The organism is Acidocella aquatica, from assembly GCF_030160635.1.
Lineage (GTDB): Bacteria > Pseudomonadota > Alphaproteobacteria > Acetobacterales > Acetobacteraceae > Acidocella > Acidocella aquatica.
Window position 1 is genome coordinate 18,657 of record NZ_BSOS01000066.1, and the last position, 16,763, is coordinate 35,419.

General features: G+C 58.5%; 18 protein-coding genes. 9 read left to right on the plus strand and 9 right to left on the minus strand.

Translation table 11 applies throughout. The features are described from left to right. Nucleotides 1-6: 6 nt before the first annotated feature. The 3 genes from QQJ84_RS10760 to QQJ84_RS10770 are packed head-to-tail and all read right to left on the minus strand — an operon-like array spanning nucleotide 7 to nucleotide 1,854. Nucleotides 7-300, minus strand: a complete 294-nt coding sequence (locus QQJ84_RS10760; RefSeq protein WP_284258189.1) for a hypothetical protein — start codon at nucleotides 298-300, stop codon at nucleotides 7-9. Between the two features lie 52 nt (nucleotides 301-352). Further along, nucleotides 353-1,570 carry a CaiB/BaiF CoA transferase family protein gene (locus tag QQJ84_RS10765; RefSeq protein ID WP_284258190.1) on the minus strand — a complete coding sequence of 406 codons (1,218 nt, stop codon included), beginning with the start codon at nucleotides 1,568-1,570 and terminating at the stop codon, nucleotides 353-355. A 35-nt stretch (nucleotides 1,571-1,605) separates the two neighbouring features. Continuing rightward, entirely contained in the window at nucleotides 1,606-1,854 is a 249-nt protein-coding gene (locus QQJ84_RS10770) for a hypothetical protein (RefSeq protein WP_284258191.1), read from the minus strand. Here QQJ84_RS10770 and QQJ84_RS10775 point away from each other — a divergent pair. Continuing rightward, nucleotides 1,844-2,917: a cyclase family protein gene (locus QQJ84_RS10775; protein ID WP_284258192.1), complete on the plus strand. Its 1,074-nt coding sequence runs from the start codon at nucleotides 1,844-1,846 to the stop codon at nucleotides 2,915-2,917. The two genes, QQJ84_RS10770 and QQJ84_RS10775, sit on opposite strands and share 11 nt — an antisense overlap. Nucleotides 2,918-3,046: 129 nt before the next feature. Then, nucleotides 3,047-4,219: a thiolase family protein gene (locus tag QQJ84_RS10780; RefSeq protein WP_284258193.1), complete on the plus strand. Its 1,173-nt coding sequence runs from the start codon at nucleotides 3,047-3,049 to the stop codon at nucleotides 4,217-4,219. Between the two features lie 34 nt (nucleotides 4,220-4,253). On the opposite strand, the gene QQJ84_RS10785 is transcribed toward QQJ84_RS10780, so the two are convergent. The 4 genes from QQJ84_RS10785 to QQJ84_RS10800 form a co-directional block, all read right to left on the minus strand. Beyond that, complete coding sequence (locus tag QQJ84_RS10785) at nucleotides 4,254-4,610, minus strand: SDR family oxidoreductase (RefSeq protein ID WP_284258194.1); 357 nt, start codon at nucleotides 4,608-4,610, stop codon at nucleotides 4,254-4,256. A 41-nt stretch (nucleotides 4,611-4,651) separates the two neighbouring features. Then, a complete protein-coding gene (locus QQJ84_RS10790) occupies nucleotides 4,652-4,996 on the minus strand; it encodes an SDR family oxidoreductase (RefSeq protein ID WP_284258195.1) in 345 nt (114 codons plus the stop codon). A gap of 133 nt (nucleotides 4,997-5,129) precedes the next feature. After that, entirely contained in the window at nucleotides 5,130-6,023 is an 894-nt protein-coding gene (locus QQJ84_RS10795) for an LLM class F420-dependent oxidoreductase (RefSeq protein ID WP_284258196.1), read from the minus strand. Nucleotides 6,024-6,146: 123 nt separating this feature from the next. Further along, a complete protein-coding gene (locus QQJ84_RS10800) occupies nucleotides 6,147-6,740 on the minus strand; it encodes a nuclear transport factor 2 family protein (protein ID WP_284258197.1) in 594 nt (197 codons plus the stop codon). A 228-nt stretch (nucleotides 6,741-6,968) separates the two neighbouring features. On the opposite strand from QQJ84_RS10800, the gene QQJ84_RS10805 reads away from it, so the two are divergent. The 7 genes from QQJ84_RS10805 to QQJ84_RS10835 all read left to right on the plus strand — a co-directional run bounded on the left by QQJ84_RS10805 (nucleotide 6,969) and on the right by QQJ84_RS10835 (nucleotide 13,648). After that, on the plus strand, nucleotides 6,969-8,642 hold the full coding sequence (locus QQJ84_RS10805) for an FAD-dependent oxidoreductase (RefSeq protein ID WP_284258198.1): 1,674 nt from the start codon (nucleotides 6,969-6,971) through the stop codon (nucleotides 8,640-8,642). Nucleotides 8,643-8,786: 144 nt separating this feature from the next. Further along, complete coding sequence (locus QQJ84_RS10810) at nucleotides 8,787-9,671, plus strand: SMP-30/gluconolactonase/LRE family protein (RefSeq protein WP_284258199.1); 885 nt, start codon at nucleotides 8,787-8,789, stop codon at nucleotides 9,669-9,671. Then, nucleotides 9,631-10,518: an HpcH/HpaI aldolase family protein gene (locus tag QQJ84_RS10815; protein WP_284258200.1), complete on the plus strand. Its 888-nt coding sequence runs from the start codon at nucleotides 9,631-9,633 to the stop codon at nucleotides 10,516-10,518. Before QQJ84_RS10810 ends, QQJ84_RS10815 begins: the two co-directional genes overlap by 41 nt. Nucleotides 10,519-10,536: 18 nt before the next feature. Next, nucleotides 10,537-11,586 carry a thiamine pyrophosphate-dependent dehydrogenase E1 component subunit alpha gene (locus tag QQJ84_RS10820; RefSeq protein ID WP_284258201.1) on the plus strand — a complete coding sequence of 350 codons (1,050 nt, stop codon included), beginning with the start codon at nucleotides 10,537-10,539 and terminating at the stop codon, nucleotides 11,584-11,586. Continuing rightward, on the plus strand, nucleotides 11,586-12,590 hold the full coding sequence (locus QQJ84_RS10825; RefSeq protein ID WP_284258203.1) for an alpha-ketoacid dehydrogenase subunit beta: 1,005 nt from the start codon (nucleotides 11,586-11,588) through the stop codon (nucleotides 12,588-12,590). The genes QQJ84_RS10820 and QQJ84_RS10825 overlap by 1 nt, the downstream gene beginning before the upstream one ends. Then, nucleotides 12,590-12,829: a biotin/lipoyl-containing protein gene (locus QQJ84_RS10830; RefSeq protein ID WP_284258204.1), complete on the plus strand. Its 240-nt coding sequence runs from the start codon at nucleotides 12,590-12,592 to the stop codon at nucleotides 12,827-12,829. The genes QQJ84_RS10825 and QQJ84_RS10830 overlap by 1 nt, the downstream gene beginning before the upstream one ends. Nucleotides 12,830-12,850: 21 nt before the next feature. Then, nucleotides 12,851-13,648 carry a meso-2,3-butanediol dehydrogenase gene (locus QQJ84_RS10835; protein WP_284258205.1) on the plus strand — a complete coding sequence of 266 codons (798 nt, stop codon included), beginning with the start codon at nucleotides 12,851-12,853 and terminating at the stop codon, nucleotides 13,646-13,648. Between the two features lie 2 nt (nucleotides 13,649-13,650). On the opposite strand, the gene QQJ84_RS10840 is transcribed toward QQJ84_RS10835, so the two are convergent. Continuing rightward, nucleotides 13,651-14,448 carry an SDR family oxidoreductase gene (locus tag QQJ84_RS10840; protein ID WP_284258206.1) on the minus strand — a complete coding sequence of 266 codons (798 nt, stop codon included), beginning with the start codon at nucleotides 14,446-14,448 and terminating at the stop codon, nucleotides 13,651-13,653. Nucleotides 14,449-14,552: 104 nt separating this feature from the next. After that, on the minus strand, nucleotides 14,553-16,262 hold the full coding sequence (locus QQJ84_RS10845; protein WP_284258207.1) for an FAD-binding protein: 1,710 nt from the start codon (nucleotides 16,260-16,262) through the stop codon (nucleotides 14,553-14,555). Nucleotides 16,263-16,763: the final 501 nt, after the last annotated feature.

Here is a 16,763-nt window from a genome sequence, read left to right on the forward strand (position 1 = left end):
TTTATCTCAGTCGGATGAAGGCAATGGCTTGGCGTCCTTCAAATGTAGCGCCACGCCATCCAGCGCCAGCGACCCAGTCCCCGGCTTGATGCAGAGCAACTCCAGCGTTCCTGCCGCATCAGTGTATCGTTTGCCCATCTTGGTGCCATCGGCAAAAGCGGGGTCCACCGCTCCCTTGCCGCCCGTGCGGGCTTCAACCAATGGCGCCCCGCCACAGGATACAACGCCCGCGCCCCCGGCCTTGATGACCAGGACCTCGGTGTCGCACACGGCACTTTTCAGTTTGATTCCGGGTTTCAAAACTATAACTCCAAACTCGTTTGCAGCATCATAGCCCATTCAGGCGATAACGTCAGGCGATGGCGCCCGCCGCCTTGAGGGATTCGATCTGGTCCCATTCCATACCGAGTTCCATCAGGAAGGTCTCGGTGTGCTCGGAAGCCTGCGGTGCGCGGGTGGTGACAACAGGGGCATGGTCAAACTGCACCGGGTTGCGCACGAGCTTCAGCGGCACCCCGCCATCGCTGGCCTCGACCTCGATGATCATGTCGTTGGCGAGGGCCTGCTCGTCATTGACCAGATCCAGCATGGTCTGCGCCGGCGCCCACTGCCCGGTATAGGTTTTAAGGTGGTTTGCCCAATAGCTGAACGGCTTAGCGGCAATGGCTGCCGCGATCAGGTCGCTGGCCTCCTTCCAATTGGTCATAAGCTGCCGGACATCCGAGAAACGCTGATCATCCGCAAGCTCGGCCAGGCCAAGATGGTTGAACATGTCACGCGCGTAGGGCCCCGGCGTTAATGTGCACAGATTGATCGTCCTGCCGTCAGAGGTGAGGTAGTTGCCCAGGAAGGGGTTTCCGGGCGATCCGCCGGAAGCGGGCATCCGCGCACGCGGCGAAATACCGGATTCAATGCCCATGTCGATAGCAGTCCCGCAGGCCCACCATGCCGTGCTGAGCAACGAGACATCCAACTCTGCCGCGTGGCCGGTCCGCTCACGGTTCAACAAGGCCGCGGCGATACCGCCAGCGATGAACATGCCACCAATGGAGTCGCCAAACGCGGCGATCGGCTGCATGACGACGCCACCCTCAATGCCTTCCGGCGTCATGGTGTGGGCAATGCCGCTGCGCGTCCAGAAGGCCGTTCCGTCAAACCCGCCGACATGACGCTCCGGACCTTTATCACCAAAGGCCGAACCGCGTGCGTAAATGATGTTCGGGTTAACAGCGCGAATATGCTCGATGTCGAATTTGAGTTTCTGCCGCACGGAAGGCAGATAATTCGTTAAGAAGACATCGGCGGTCTTGGTGATTTCATAGATCACCCGCTGCCCTTCCGGGGTCGAAATATCAACGCCGACGCTGCGCTTGCCGCGATTAGGATGCTCGATCATGCCGTTACGCAGCGGGTCCACCGCCACGCCACCGATGTTGATGAAGCCGCGCTGCGTATCGCCACGCACGGGATGTTCTATCTTGATGACGTCGGCGCCCCAATCGGCGAGCACCGCTCCTGCTGCAGGCACGAAGGTGAATTGCGCCACCTCCAGTACACGTATACCCTTCATCACTTGCGTCATCCGAACCCAACCCTGACAAATCATCACTTTAAACTGGAACCCAGCATCGACTGAGCACCACGTATCCCGCTCAGGTTAAATGTAAGCTTGCCGCTGGGATAGCGCCGCTTGTGAAGGTCGGGGGAGTTATCGCGGCGGCGATACAGAAAGGCAAAGGCAAAAACCTGTTTGCTGCTGGCCTCGATATCGTTTTTACGCTCAGTCGTTAATGCTGCACGGTGATCGGCGGAGCTTTTCACCGCCAATTCGGGGGGACAATAAATGCCATCCAATACAGCAGATGTCCGCCAGGACACCAAAGGGCGCCGCTGGACGATACGGCCCGAGGGCTCCAATTGGGGTGAGTTCGGGCCAGATGATCAGACTGGCCGGCTGAACCTCATTACGCCCGCACGCCGCCGTGCGGCCGCTACCGAAGTTCACGAGGGCATCGCCTTCTGCCTGTCCTTGCCGCTCGACATACCGCGCGTCACCCTCAATCCTCGCCGTTTTCCGCCAGCGCTCGGCTTTTCCATGCGTCGAGATGACCCGGTCTTCAACTACCCGATGGATAAGGTTAACCCGGGCCAGACCGATATCGTCTGCGACGACCGGGTGAGCATGAGCCTGCAGTTCTCCACGCAGTGGGACGCATTCTGTCACATGGGTTGCCAGCACGACGCTTTTGGCGACGGCAAGATGCGCGCCACCTACTATAACGGGTTTCGCGCCTGTGAGGAGGTGCGCGGGCCGTTTGACTATCTGAACGACCGTGCGCCCATGGATGGACCCTATGGAGCGCACGCCCTTGGCATCGAACGTATCGCTGAGACAGCGTTGCAGGCGCGGGGCGTTATGATCGATCTGCATGCCCATGTCGGGCTCAGCCGGATAGCAGTGGGGTATGACGCGTTGATGCGGATATTGGAGGCCGACAAGGTCGTGGCGGAGCCAGGAGATATCCTTTGCTTTCGCACCGGGTTCGATCGTGCCTTGCTCGGCCAGGCGGCTGACCCGTCTCGCGCGTTCGACCAACATAACTGTGCCGGGCTGGACGGTGGCGACCCCTTGTTGCAGCGTTGGATCGCCGATAGCGGCGTAGCCGCATTGGTTTCGGATAACGAAGCGGTTGAGTTATTGCCGGACATGGCGGCCATGACCAATCACGGCACGCGCATTCCGCTGCACAATCTGTGCCTGTTCAAACTCGGCATGCCGCTGGGCGAGATGTTCCTTCTCAGCGAGTTGGCCGACTGGCTTCGCGCCAACAGCCGCTCGCGCTTCCTGTTCACTGCCCCGCCATTGCGCCTGCCCGGGGCCGCTGGGTCACCGGTCACAGGCGTCGGAACGGTATGAAACCTGGCCGCCTGCTGCGGCCACACGCACCGCCCCCGCGATAATTCATTCATGACGGAGGCCATGACACTTACAAACGCAATGGCGGCATGACTACATCCCTGCAACTTTGTTCAGGGAGATATGCCTATGTCCTCAGCCGTGATCGTCAGCGCGGTCCGCACCGCCGTCGGCACCGCCCGCAAGGGTTCGCTTGCCAACACGTTGCCGGAACGACTCGCGGCCATCGTGGTGGGCGAAGCCGTGGCACGCTCAGGCTTCGCTCCGGGCCGGATTGACGATGTGATCCTGGCTGAATCCCTGTATGGTGGCGGCGCTGTCGCGCGCCATGCGGCGGTCGAACTAGGCATGATGGGAGCCGGCGGCATGGCGCTTAACCGGCATTGTGCCGGTGGCCTTTCCGCGATCGGCGTTGCCGCCGGTGCCATCCTGGCTGGCATGGAGCAGATCATCATCGCTGGCGGCGTCAATGGCGGGTCGATGATGCCGCGCATGAGCCAGCGCGACCCGGAAACCGGCGAGTGGCATGATTGGTGGATCCCGCCGACCCATCCGGACAGCCCCGAGGCGCCGAACCGCGACATGTCGATCACCGTCGGTTGGAACGCCGCCAGGGAAGTTGGTCTGACTCGCGAGGAGATGGATGCCTGGGCCCTGCGCTCGCACCAGCGCGCCATCGCCGCGATCGATGCCGGCCGCTTCGAGGCCGAGATCGTGCCGGTGCGCGTGAAGAATGCCGAAGGCGTTGAGTATGACTTCAAGGTCGACGAACATGCGCGGCGCGGCGGCAGCATGGAAAAGATGGCGACGCTTGCCGTGCTCCACCCAGAGATCGAGGGCTTCTCGATTACGGCTGGCAATTCCAGCGGCCTGAACGATGCCGCTTCGGCGCTGGTGATTACCAGCAGCACCTTGGCGCAAGCCGAGGCCAAGCCAGTGCTTGCCACGATTCTTGGCTGGACTTCCATTGGCGTCGATCCGGCGCGAACCGGCACCTCGGTGCCCGCCGTGGTTCAGAAGCTGCTGTTGCGCACTGGCGTGAAGCTCCACGACATCAAGCTCTGGGAGATTAATGAGGCATTCGCCGCCGTGCCGCTCGCCGCTTGCCGTGTGATGGGCCTCGACGAGGAAAACGTGAACATCTCAGGGAGCGGCTGCTCCATCGGTCACCCGATTTCGGCTTCCGGCGGCCGCATGGTGATCACATTGATCAACGACCTCAAGCGCCGTGGCGGAGGCTATGGCATTGCCACCATGTGTGCCGGCGGCGGTCAGGCCGGTGCCGTGCTGATCAAGGTTTAAGCCTCCCAAAAAGTAGAGGCTAACACGTGGGCGTTTATTTTCTCGACATGAGTTTTAATGGCCCACCCACGGCTTCGATGCCGGCAACCGTACCGCCATCGACCAGAATATCCGTCCTCGAGATATAGCTCGCGGCAGGTGAAACGAGAAACGCAACGACAGACGCGATCTGGTCAGCGCGGCCAAACCGCGCGAGCGGTGTGACCGAAATCATTTTGTCCATCTCTGGACCGGCCTTCTGTTCCAGACGCCCCATATCCGTGTCGATTATCCCCGGTGACAGGGAAACGATGCGGGCGCCGGCTTGACCAAAGCTCGGTGACATGGCTTTGGCGTAGAGCTGCACGGCGCGCTTGGAAAGCGGATAAGCGGTTCGCGGACTGCGCAGCAAAAGCCGGCTAAGCAGCGTGACCTTCCCTTTGAGCAGTATTTTTACGGCTCTGTCGATAATTGCCCCCGCAAAAAGTTGCCCGAATTGGACGCAATCAGCACCGCGGCACCGCCTAGCGCCATGTTAGGTAAAAGCGCCTCAACCAGGGTTTTCGTCGCCGTAAAGTTGATCGCGAACACACGCTTGCCGTTTGTCATGGACGGTGAAACCCCCGCGGCATGTACGAGGGCTCCGATTTTTTTTGTGCCGAGCGCCGCGAGCGGCTCCTCGTGCAGATCACTCAGCACAAGTGGCCAGCCTTGTTTGGCAAAGGCGCGCGCTATCGCTGAACCCATGCCGCCAGCCGCCCCTGTGACGATTGCAGCGTGCTCTTTGAAACTTTCCATTATATCGTGCGCCTATCATTGTGGCCTCCTCCCGAAACAAAATGGAAACAATGCTTCCGTCATCCCGGGAGCAAGGTCGCTATTCTCGAAATGCCTTAGTGGAGGTGCAATTTTTCTCGTGCTACCCTGTAAGTTATAGGGTGAGCGCGGCCAACCCTTCAAGTTGCTCGAGGTAATGGCCGGTTGATGTTGCGCTGAAGCTCAGGGTCAACTTTGTTGCTCCGGCCGCGAACATAGCGCGGATGGTGTCCGCCGCCTGCCCGGGCCTGGCGACCGGATCGATCCGCTCGGGCGGCGGCAGGACGAAGTCAAGCGGCTTCGTAAGCTTGGCCCAGGCCGGCGTCGTACGGGCGAAGGCAATCATCTTCGCCATTTCCTCGATGCTCAGGCCGAACGGCATCCAGCCATCGCCAAGTTCGACCGCACGGCGCAACGAACGGCCAGTACGGCCGCCTATCCAAAGCGGAATGTGATGCTGGACTGCACAAGGATCAATCGTGAGTCCCGAAAAATCGTAATAGGGCCCATGATATTCGGGCTTGCTCTGGCCGAGCGAGGCTCTGAGTGCGCACAGCGCGTCATCGGCACGGGCGCCGCGCTCGGTAAACTCAGCACCACCAAGCCCGAGAAGGTCAAACTCTTCCTTCAACGTGCCAACGCCAAGGCCGAGATTGAGGCGCCCCCCGCTGACGGCATCCAGCGTACCGTAGCGCTTCGCGATCTCGAGGGGATGGTGATAACCGAGCACAAGCACAGCGGTGGTGAAGCGGATTTTGGTGGTGATCGCGGCGAAATAGCCGAATGTTGCAAGCGGGTCGTAATAGCGTGTCCCGCGGCGGTCTGCTTCGCCGCTCGGCACGCCGATATGTTCGGCGCAGGAGACGTGATCATAACCAAGCCGATCAGCAACGGTCACGATCTGGGCCATTTCGTTGAACGGAATATTTCGGATCCACTCGCCGTCCAATGATGGCGTGAGCGATGTACCAGGGGCAACGATGCCGAATTTAGAAATTTCGAGCGACATTATTTATCACTTTCGTAACTGCAGCAGGCCTTTCGGAGTACCGGCACGGGGCGCACTCATGCCGCTGCAGAAGACCATTAACTGGTATCGATGATAGGTTTTACTGATGAAACAGCCTACCACTCAGGGCTGAAGAACGCCCTTAGTGCCCGCTGACGTTAGGACATGCGTTCGCTTCAACTGACGGCTCGTGAAAAGCCACTTGCCGTCGCGCTTTTCATAGGTCTCGTGATAGAATCCAAAGCCGTGCAGCCAATGGTCTTCGTCGCCCTGTTTCCAAAAAATGTTGTCTTCCATTGCCCAAATGCCTTTTGCTTTGACCGGCGACTCAAAGGTAATTTCTGGCGTGTGGGAGTGATGTACTGAGATCTTGGTCTCGTCGAGGAGTTTTTTGACGTTGCTGATCATTTCTTGAGCATTGTTCCAACGCTCATATCCGTCATTATGCGAGACATGGTCGGGCGCATGAAGCGAGAGATATAAATCCCAATCTTTGGTGTCGACCGCGCGGTCGCGCCGCGCCTTAAGCAGTTTGATTTCTTCGAGGGCCAGTAGCTTCTCGATACCGGAGAATTCAGTCATCTCGTGAACCTTGTTCTTTTGATCATGGGCCTGGGAGATCCAGACTCTTAGGAATCTCTCGTCTCTTAACATCGAACGAAATAAAGCGGGATAACTCATCCTCACTATCGCCGGGGCGATGGTGGCTTCGTCCAAACGCGGATCATTCTCAGCGTAAGTGCATTTGATATCGATTTTGCTTACTTCTTACATCGGATCGCCGGCATTTAAGGTAGCGAATTGACGAGTCTTTTACCGCCAAAGTTAACCAGCTGCGTTTCACAATTCATCATGTCTCATTGCTGGATTGTACCCGATAGCCTACAATACGAGGAAATGAAGTAAATGAAAAACCAATGTAATGAGGGGCCGACCGGAAGGCATATGATGACCGAATTCAACGAGCTTTTCGATTTTGTCGTAGTTGGCAGCGGCGGCGGATCAATGTGCGCCAGTTTGATCATGCGCGAGGCCGGCAAGTCGGTGTTGATCCTGGAAAAAACGCCGCTGATCGGCGGTACCACGGCCCGCTCTGGCGGCGTGATGTGGATTCCAAACAATCGCTTCATGAAGCGCGACGGAATTGAAGATAGCCTCGAAAAAGCAACTACCTATTTGGACAATGTCGTTGGCGACCACAACGACACGCCCGGCACCTCGCGCGAACGGCGCCATGCCTATTTGACCCAGGGGTCTGAAATGGTTGATTTTCTGGTCAAGCAAGGGATAAAGTTGACCCGGGTCAATTATTGGCCGGATTATTATGATGAACGCCCTGGCGGATCTGAACAGGGCCGTACTGTGGTGGCCGAGTTGTTCAACGCCAACGAATTGGGAGAATGGAAGCAGAAGCTCCGTCCCAATTTCATTTCTATGATGAGTACGCTTGATGAAATGCTCAAGCTGAGGTTCCTGAAGCAATCCTGGGAGGCCAAGCGTATTGCGGTCAGGTTCGCGTTGCGCACGGTGTTTGCGAAGCTAACGGGCAAACATTACGTCACGGCCGGCGCAGCGCTACAAGGGCGGATGTTCCAGGCGGCGCTGAGGTCAAATGTTGAGTTCCGTACTGAATCTCCGGTCACCGAATTGATCGTCGAGGACGGCGCTGTAAAAGGCATCGTTACAATTAAAGATGGGCGCCCACACCGGGTTGGTGCGCGGCTCGGCGTCCTCGTGAACGCCGGCGGGTTCGCACAAAATCAGGCAATGCGCGATAAATATCAGCCCGGCACGTCGGTCAAATGGACAAATACGATTGAAGGCGATACCGGCGAAATGATCCTGGAGATGATGCGCCACGGTGCGGCGATTGCTCAAATGGAAGAAATGGTCGGCAACCAGATGTCGATTGCACCGGGTACAGAGGACAATGCCGTGAAGGAGGTTGTTCAGGGCGTAACCGCTGCCCCTCACGCGATCCTGGTTGACCAAACGGGGCAGCGATACATGAACGAGGCCGGCTCTTACATGACCTATTGCCAGGGTATGCTGGAGCGAAATCGCACGGTTCCGGCAATTCCGAGTTGGGCAATCTTTGATAGTCAGTTCATTCGCAAATATATGCTCGCCGGGACCATGCCCGGTGCAAATAAACCGGCCCGGTGGTTTACAGATGGGTTTCTCAAAAAGGCCGATATGCTGGAGGAGTTGGCCGACATGGTACAAATAGAACCTGCGGCGCTGCAAGCAACGGTAGAAAGGTTCAATGGTTTTGTCGCAGCCGGCCATGACGCGGACTTTAAGCGCGGCGACCGCGCTTATGATCGTTGGCTGGGCGACCCGTTCCACCAGCCCAGCGCATCCCTCGGAGATATCAAGGAGGCGCCGTTTTACGCTATGCCTGTGGTTCCGGGCGATGTAGGGACTTATGGCGGCGTGGTCACAGACGCCAATGCGCGTGTGCTCCGCGAGGATGGTTCCGTTATCCCCGGGCTTTACGCCACCGGCGTCTCCACCGCCTCGGTCATGGGACGCGCCTATCCCGGTGCGGGCTCCAGCGTGGGTCCATCTTTCGTCTGGGGTTACGTCGCAGGCAAGCATGCCCTGACCACCTCATAATATCGAACGGGCGATATGTTTGCCGATCGCTCTGAAAATCACTCGCCGCAATCGCGTGTTTAGGCCCATTGCGGGCAATGACCCCGGTATCAAAGCGCCGACAAATCGCCGGTGGGCTACAAAATAGTCGAGTGGAAACGTTGCATGACCGCCATAACCCGCATCCTAGATATTGATAACTACCTCGGCGAAACGCCAATCTGGTCGGCCACGGACCAGGCGCTGTGGTGGGTGAACTGCGACCAGCCACCGGAACTGCATCGCTGGTCGCCCGAAACCGGGGCGCATAATGTTTGGCCCATGCCAAAGCGCATCGGCGGCTTTGTTCATAAAGACGATGGTAATCTGTTGCTCGCCCTTGCAGATGGTCTGTACGAATTTGATGTTGCAACAGGCGAGATGCCGTTGCGGGCCGCTTCGCCATTGCCCGAGCATGTGATGCTGCATGAGTGCCATTGTGACCGGCAGGGCCGGTTCTGGATCGGCGCCTATGATCATCATTATCCGGCAGATAGAAACACCGCAGGTGCTGCCTATTTCCGCCTCGATGGGAATACCCTTACGCCCGTCATCACCGGCATTGCCGTTGCCAATGGGCTAGCATTCAGCCCGGATGGCCGGACCTTGTATGCTTCGCTCTCCCCGAAGAGGCAGGTGGCGGCATACGACCTCGCTCCGGAAACTGGAGCGCTCGCTAACCCTCGTATCTTCATTGAACTTGCTGCAGGTGGCCGCGGACACATCGATGGCGCGACGGTGGATAGCGAAGGTGGCTATTGGCTCGCTGTCGTCGGGATCGGCGAATTACACCGTTATTTGCCGGACGGCAGTCTGGACCGGGTCATCGCTCTGCCGTTCTCCAACCCGACCAAGCCGGCATTCGGCGGGCGGGACATGGGCACATTATATGTGACATCGACGAAGATGAAGATTAACCCCGACCTGCCAGGCGGCGATGCAAATGGCGGATTGTTTGCCCTGAGGCCCGGTGAACACGGTGTGGCCGAAACGCCGCTGGCCGTATTTTGACGAGTTACTCTCTGTCTTGGACACGTGGGGTGCGGCTCCCTTCACAAGCAAAAGGTTTGATATGAATCCGATATGCAAGGCTTTGAGTGACTCCAGCGTCTCCCTAGGCAGCTGGTATGGCATCCGGTGCAACCTGGTTGCGGAGCGTTTTGGTGCGGTCGGGTTTGATTGGGTAATCGTCGACCTGCAACATGGAACGGCAAGCTGGGATGGATTGCTCTCAATCCTGCAATCGCTACAGCTGGGGGGAACCTTTTCGCTTGTTCGTGTTACCGGCCATGATCCAGCCGAAATCGGCCGGGCGCTGGATATCGGGGCGATCGGCGTCGTCATCCCGATGGTCTCCACCCCGGAGCAGGCGCGGCTTGTGGCCGGCGCCACCCGCTATCCACCGCGCGGCATACGTTCCATCGGGGCGGCACGAAATACGTTGGGAGGCAAGGCGCTAGACCAAGATCCGTTCTGTGTCGTGATGATCGAAACTGTCGAAGGTATGCGTAACCTGGATGCGATCGTCGCGACGCCTGGTGTCGATTGCGTATTGCTGGGTGGTGGCGACCTCGCTGTAAGCATGGGCCTGCGCCCTGACGAGATCTATTCGGCCTTTCCGGCGCCACCGATCATCGAGGCGATGGAGCAACTGGTGGCAGCGTGTGAGCGGCATGGGAAGATTGCCGGCAATGCCGCGGTCGATGCCGCAGATGCAAGAACATTGATCGCGCGCGGCATCCGCTTCATACCAATCGGTGCCGCCGCAGTGTTCCTGACGAACGCCGCAAAGCGTGAGTTGACCGCGTGCCGCAGCGTTGCGGCTGAATTGAGACCACCCACGAAAGCTGATACATGATGTCCATGCCCATTGATTATGGCCGGTACCCTTTGGCGGCCCATACTGTTCACGGAGAATGCTGTGAGTGATCGCCCCAACGACCTGAGCCTTGAAAAATTCCGGAGGATGGTGCGCATCCGCGAATTTGAAACCGTCGCCGAGGCAATACACGCCGCCGGTGAAGTGCCCGGCGCATTGCATACCTATACTGGCCAGGAAGCCACCGGCGTCGGCGCCTGCATCGCACTGCGCTCGGATGATTATATGGTAGGCAACCACCGGAGCCATGGCCACCCAATTGCCAAAGGGGCAAAACTTCGTCCGCTGATGGCGGAACTCCTGGGCAAGGTGACTGGCGTTTGCAAGGGCAAAGGCGGATCCATGCATCTTTCGGATTTTTCGGTCGGCAGTTTGGGTGAAACCAGTATCGTCGGCTCTGGCATCCCCGTTGCGGCAGGTGCGGCTCTTGGTGCGAAACTGCAACGTAACGGCCGAGTCTCGCTCTGCTTCTTTGGCGACGGCGCCAGCAACGAAGGCGCATTCCATGAGGGGCTGAACCTAGCCGCCGTGTGGAAACTGCCAGCGATTTTCCTGTGCGAAAATAATGGTTACGCGGTCTCAACACCCGTCAGCGGGTCAATGGCGATCGTCAATATAGCTGATCGCGGCAGGGCGTATGGCATTCCGTCAGCGATCGTCGACGGGCAGGACGTGGACGCGGTGGAGGAGGCTGTCGCAGCGGCCGTCGACAGGGCTCGCGCCGGCGGCGGTCCGACCTTGCTGGAGTCAAAAACCTACCGTTATGCGGACCATGCCGTGAACATGGGGCGGCTGACGCTTAACCGCGGCCCCGAGGTTGAGGTATGGCGCAAACGCGATCCTATTTTGATGTACCGAGCGCGTTTGCTGGAGGGCGGGATCGCGGCTTCAGTGCTTAACGCGATTGTTGAGGAAGTAAAACTGGAGGTGCAGGACGCGCTGGCATTCGCCCGCGAGAGCGCTTATCCGAGCCAGTTGGAAGCCTTCGACGATGTCTTTGTCGAACGGCTGCCAATCCCCGCATGGTTGTCGGAGGACATTATCTGATGGCAAGAGCCACCTATCTTGAGGCGATCCGCCAGGCTCAAATGGAGGAGATGCAGCGTGACAGCCGCGTCTTTATCATGGGCGAGGATATCATCTGCAACGTTTTTGGCACAACCACGGGGTTTGTCGATATGTTCGGCGCCGAGCGTGTGCTCGACACGCCAATTTCGGAAAACGGCTTCATTGGTGCGTCTGCCGGTGCCGCGATGGTCGGCGCGCGGCCGATCGTTGACGTTACCATCTCGTCCTTTTTGTATCCCGCCATGGACCAGATCATCAGCATCATCGCCAAGTCCCGCTATATTTATGGCGGGCAAGCCAGACTACCTCTGGTGATCAGATGTTGTCTTTTCTACGGTAACTCGAACGCCGCACAGCATAGTGACCGCCCCTATTCCATGTTCATGAACGTGCCTGGTCTGAAAATCATCGTGCCTTCTGACCCGGTTGACATGAAAGGAATGTTGAAGGTGGCAATTCGCGACGACGATCCTGTGCTTTGCTTCGAGGATAGCACTTGCTGGTCCTCGAAGGCCGATCTCCCGACTGATCCGGATTTTTTGATCCCGCTCGGAAAGGGCGACGTTAAACGTGAAGGAACGGATGTTTCGGTGATCGCCGTTGCCGGCGCCGTGCCGCTTGCGCTGAAAGCGGCCCAGAAGCTTGCAGGGCTTGGCATTTCTGCTGAGATCATTGATCCGCGCAGCTTGGTGCCGCTGGATCGCGACCTCATCCTTAAATCGGTTCGAAAGACCGGCCGGGCGATCACGGTTGATCCGGCGCACCAGACATGCAGCGCAGCGAGCGAGATTTCCGCAATGATTGCAGAGTTTGCTTTTGACGCGCTTCGCGGCCCCGTGCTGCGCGTGGCAACGGCCGATACGCATCTGCCGTTCAGCCCTGCTATAGAAAAATCGCTCTATCCCTCCGTCGACAGGATTGTCACGGCCGCTTGCCGGCTGGTTGGCGTAGAGCACTTCGATTCAGCTCAAGGAACCGTATAATGGCCAAGATTAAGGTATTGCTCCCACAATTCGGCATGGGCATGCAGGACGGCGAAATTGTCCGCTGGCTGAAAGCTGTCGGCGATAAGGTCGAGGTCGGCGAGATGCTGCTCGAAGTCGAGGCGGCCAAGACCACCGTTGAGATTCCGGCCCCCGGCAGCGGAACATTGATCGAGATCTTGGTGGAGGAAGGCAACACCACCGCCGTTCGTAATCATATCGCAACGCTCGAGACTTAGTTTGCAATCGGCTCTTCGAGGATGGGCTTCACGTTGAGATTCCAGGACAAGGTGGCAATCGTTACAGGTGGATCATCAGGGATCGGTGCCGCTACCGTTCAGCGGCTGGTGCGCGAGGGCGCGCGCGTTTTAATCGCAGATCTCAATCCGCCGCAGGAGACCAGTGATGCTGTCGCATTTCACCGCACCGACGTGACATCGCCGACCGATGCCACGGCGATGGTGGAGGCCGCGGTGGCGCTGTTCGGCCGTGTCGATGTGCTTGTGAATAATGCTGGGATCGGCTGCCTGGATGAAACGCCGGATCTTGACCCGGTGGTTTGGAACCGGGTGTTCGACGTCAATGTCTCGGCCGTTTTCTATGTGTGCCGGGCCGCCATCCCGGTGATGGCGCGACAGGGGGGGGCCATTGTCAACATCGCCTCGGTATCGGGGCTCGCAGGCGATTATGGTTTCACCGCCTATAACGCATCCAAGGCGGCTTTGATAAATTATACACGCTCGCTGGCGCTCGATTGCGCGCATGACGGTATCCGCGTGAACGCCCTTTGCCCTGGCACGGTTGCCGGTACGGCGATGGGTGTTGGTGCACATGGCTCGGCCGCTGATCGTCAGGCATGGCTTGACCCAATTCCGCTTGGCCGCATGGGCACAGTCGAGGAAATGGCCAATATCATTGCTTTCCTCGCTTCAAACGAAGCCTCGTATATGACCGGCTCGATCGTCGTCGCCGATGGCGGCACAACGGCGCATACCGGGCAGCCCAACATCATCGCCCAGCGCGCGCGGCGCCGGGAAGAGGCGGCGGGTAAGGTCTGACGCTAAGCCTGGGCCTGCACTGCGCGGGCCTGGGCCACCTGGAAGGCAGCAATTTGGCCGCCATCAACCTGAATATCGCAGCCCGTGATAAAGCTGGCTCCAGGCGAACAGAGGAAGGCCACGACTTCCGCGACCTCTTCCGCACGGCCCAGCCGGGGCAGCGCACCGCCGGCGATAATGCTTTGCAACGCCGGCGCGGCGCTATGCTCGGCATGGCCCATCGGCGTATCGATGATCCCGGGTGAAATCGAGATGATCCTGGCCCCTACAAGCCCGAAGGCCACGGCCTCGCGCCGTACCAGCAATTGCACGGCCCGTTTGGACATTGAATACGCCCGCTCCGGCCGGTCGGCATATTTGTTCAGCGCCGAGACGTCGTCTGCCTTTGTCACATCATTGAGCAAATTGTCGAAAGAGGTGCCCAGATAATGACCGCCGGATGAGGATAGTAGCACCGCAGCCGAGCCTGGTGCCATAAATGGGCGCAACGCCACCACCAAAACGAGCGTACCGCCCAAATTGACTCGCAATATGCGTGCAGGATCCGCCATCGTGGCGGAGATACCGGCGCAATGGACGAACGCCGCAACAGCTCGGCCCGCAAGCGCCACGACCAGCCGCGATGCAAAGCCGGCATCGCTGACATCACCGCCCAGGAACGTAATGTCAGGCACATCATCACCGGTCGACCAATTCCTGCGCAACTTGGCCTCATCCAGGTCGCAGAGCATGAGCGGGGAATCGCGAAGCGACAGACGCTTGGCGACGGCAGCCCCCATGCCCGAGCCCGCGCCGGTCACAATGGCAACCGGCGCTCTAGCAGTGCTCATGGCCACAATTCGTTGCTCACAAGGTTGGCCAGCAAATCGGCTTTACCCAACAACATGGCCCCAGCCACTTGTTGTTACTCAATTATGTTCCCCGCGTTTGCCGCGTGCTTGGCAGCGACATAGCCCCATGTGAAAGACGGGCCTATACTGGCGCCCGGACCCACGGCATACCTCCCCATAACCGAGGCCGTGCCGGTGCCTGTGGCATACAAACCGGCGATGGGCCGGCCGTCTTCGCGGAGTACGCGGGAGTATTCGTCGCAGACGACACCACCGCATGTTCCGACATCGCCTGGGACCATAGGAACGGCGTAGAAGGGCCCCTGCTCTATTGTGCCCAAAGTTGCGGAAGGTTGGTGGAACTGATCCCCGAGCCAGCGGTCATATGCGCGGTCGCCGCGGTGGAACTGTGTGTCCTTCCCCGCCTGAACGTCTGCATTGAACTTGTTGACTGTCGCCTTCAGCGTCACAGGTTCGAGGTTGCAAGCCGCGGCCAGGCCCTCTATGGTCTCGGCGCGCTTTAGCCATCCGGTATCATACCATTCCTGTGGCTTTTTGGAGCCCGGCATGGTGCCGCAGAACATGTAGTTCTTCATGTATTGCGCATCCATGATCCACCAACTCGGAATCGCCGGTACAGTGGCGTGCCGCTTGCGCATGTTCATGCAGAATTCAGAGTATGAGCCGCCTTCATTCATGTAGCGTACGCCGGATTGATCAACGAGGATTGCGTGTGGCTTAGCAAGTTCCATCTGGCCCCCAACGCCGCCAATTTCTATGCCTTTGCCAGTGGTGTTGCCGCGTCCGGGCGGAATTGCCATCTGGCTGCCCATGGTTTCGTCCATCTGGGCTATGTCGGCGCCGAGCAACATCATCTCACGCAGCATTTCGCCCGTGTCTCCCTCCCGAGCGCCGGTCCATTCCGCAGAGGTATGGGGAATATATTTGTCCCGCATCTCCTGGTTCTGCGCAAAACCGCCAGCATTCACCAGCACACCGAGTCGCGCACCGATGCGCCACTCTTTGCCTTCCTTGACCGTGACGACGCCCTTGACCGCGCCCTCGTCCAGAATCAATGATTTGACAGCGGAATCGACACGGATTTCGGTCTTCGCCTTCAGGGCGGCTTGCAGCATGCGGCCCTGAAGAGCCGCACCGGCGGTGGCCCAGTGCTTACCGGTTAGTTTTGCCATAATGCCGCGGAACCCGACCTTAGCGAGTGTGCGCTTGCCCGCCCAGGAGTTCTTGAACGTGGCGAGCGAAAACAGTTCATCGAGGGAAGCTGGAAGCGGCAAGAAATTAGGCCGCAGCTTGGGGACCCAATCTTTTGGCAATTCATTGAGGTTGAACAACTCAGCAACTACCGTCCGCCCGGGCTCTGAACCGCCTGGACGCTCATCATAATAATCGGGGTAATAGCCGATCCGCCGCAGCTTGATACCCTGGTCAACGAGGAAGTCCACCATCTTCGGCCCTTCTTGCAAATAGGCTGCCCGCCGAACCGGGGCCGCGCCGGGCGCATCCTCGGACTGGCCGACTGTCGCGTCCATGTAAGCAGTGGCCTTCTCGTAACTATCATCGAGCCCCGCTTCGGCCATGAAGCGATTATTAGGAATCCACATGACGCCGCCAGAGTATGCGGTCGTGCCGCCAACCAAATCGGTCTTTTCGAGAATGACGACGCTTTTGTTTAATGTCCGCATCAGCAAGGCGGCGCACATTGAGCCACCCCCGCTGCCAACAACAACAAAATCGAATGTCTCGTCGTAGTGCTGTTCACTCATTCTACGTTCCCGTCTTCGCTAAGCATTTCTTGTTTCATATTTTGCAACGGTCTCGGCTCCGGCCATCCCTCAACTCGCGTGCAACTCCAGCAACCTAGATACGCGAAAATGGCACCTGCGGCAGAGCCAGCTACTCAACCGGCGGCTTCTAAACGCCCAGGGCGACTTATTCACCTTATTTCGGAACTTCTCGCTGCGGACTTGTCCACATCAACGTCGCTCAGTTTAGCCTGAATCTCGTATATTACTCCAGTGTCCGAGACTAAAGATCGCCCGGACGAACTATGCGATGAGCAACTTTGACTATCCGCTGATGGCTTAGTGATGCCATGATGTTTTTCACGGCATCACCGGGCGGCCTCACATCACTTCTACAAAACCTAGCCACGCCGCTCGAACAAGGCCTTCACATCCGGCAAGCTGATCTTAAATGTGTGGCTCTTATAGCGTTATTTGTTGATATGGCCCCAATCCGATGGATCCGAGGATCAAAGCCTGCGG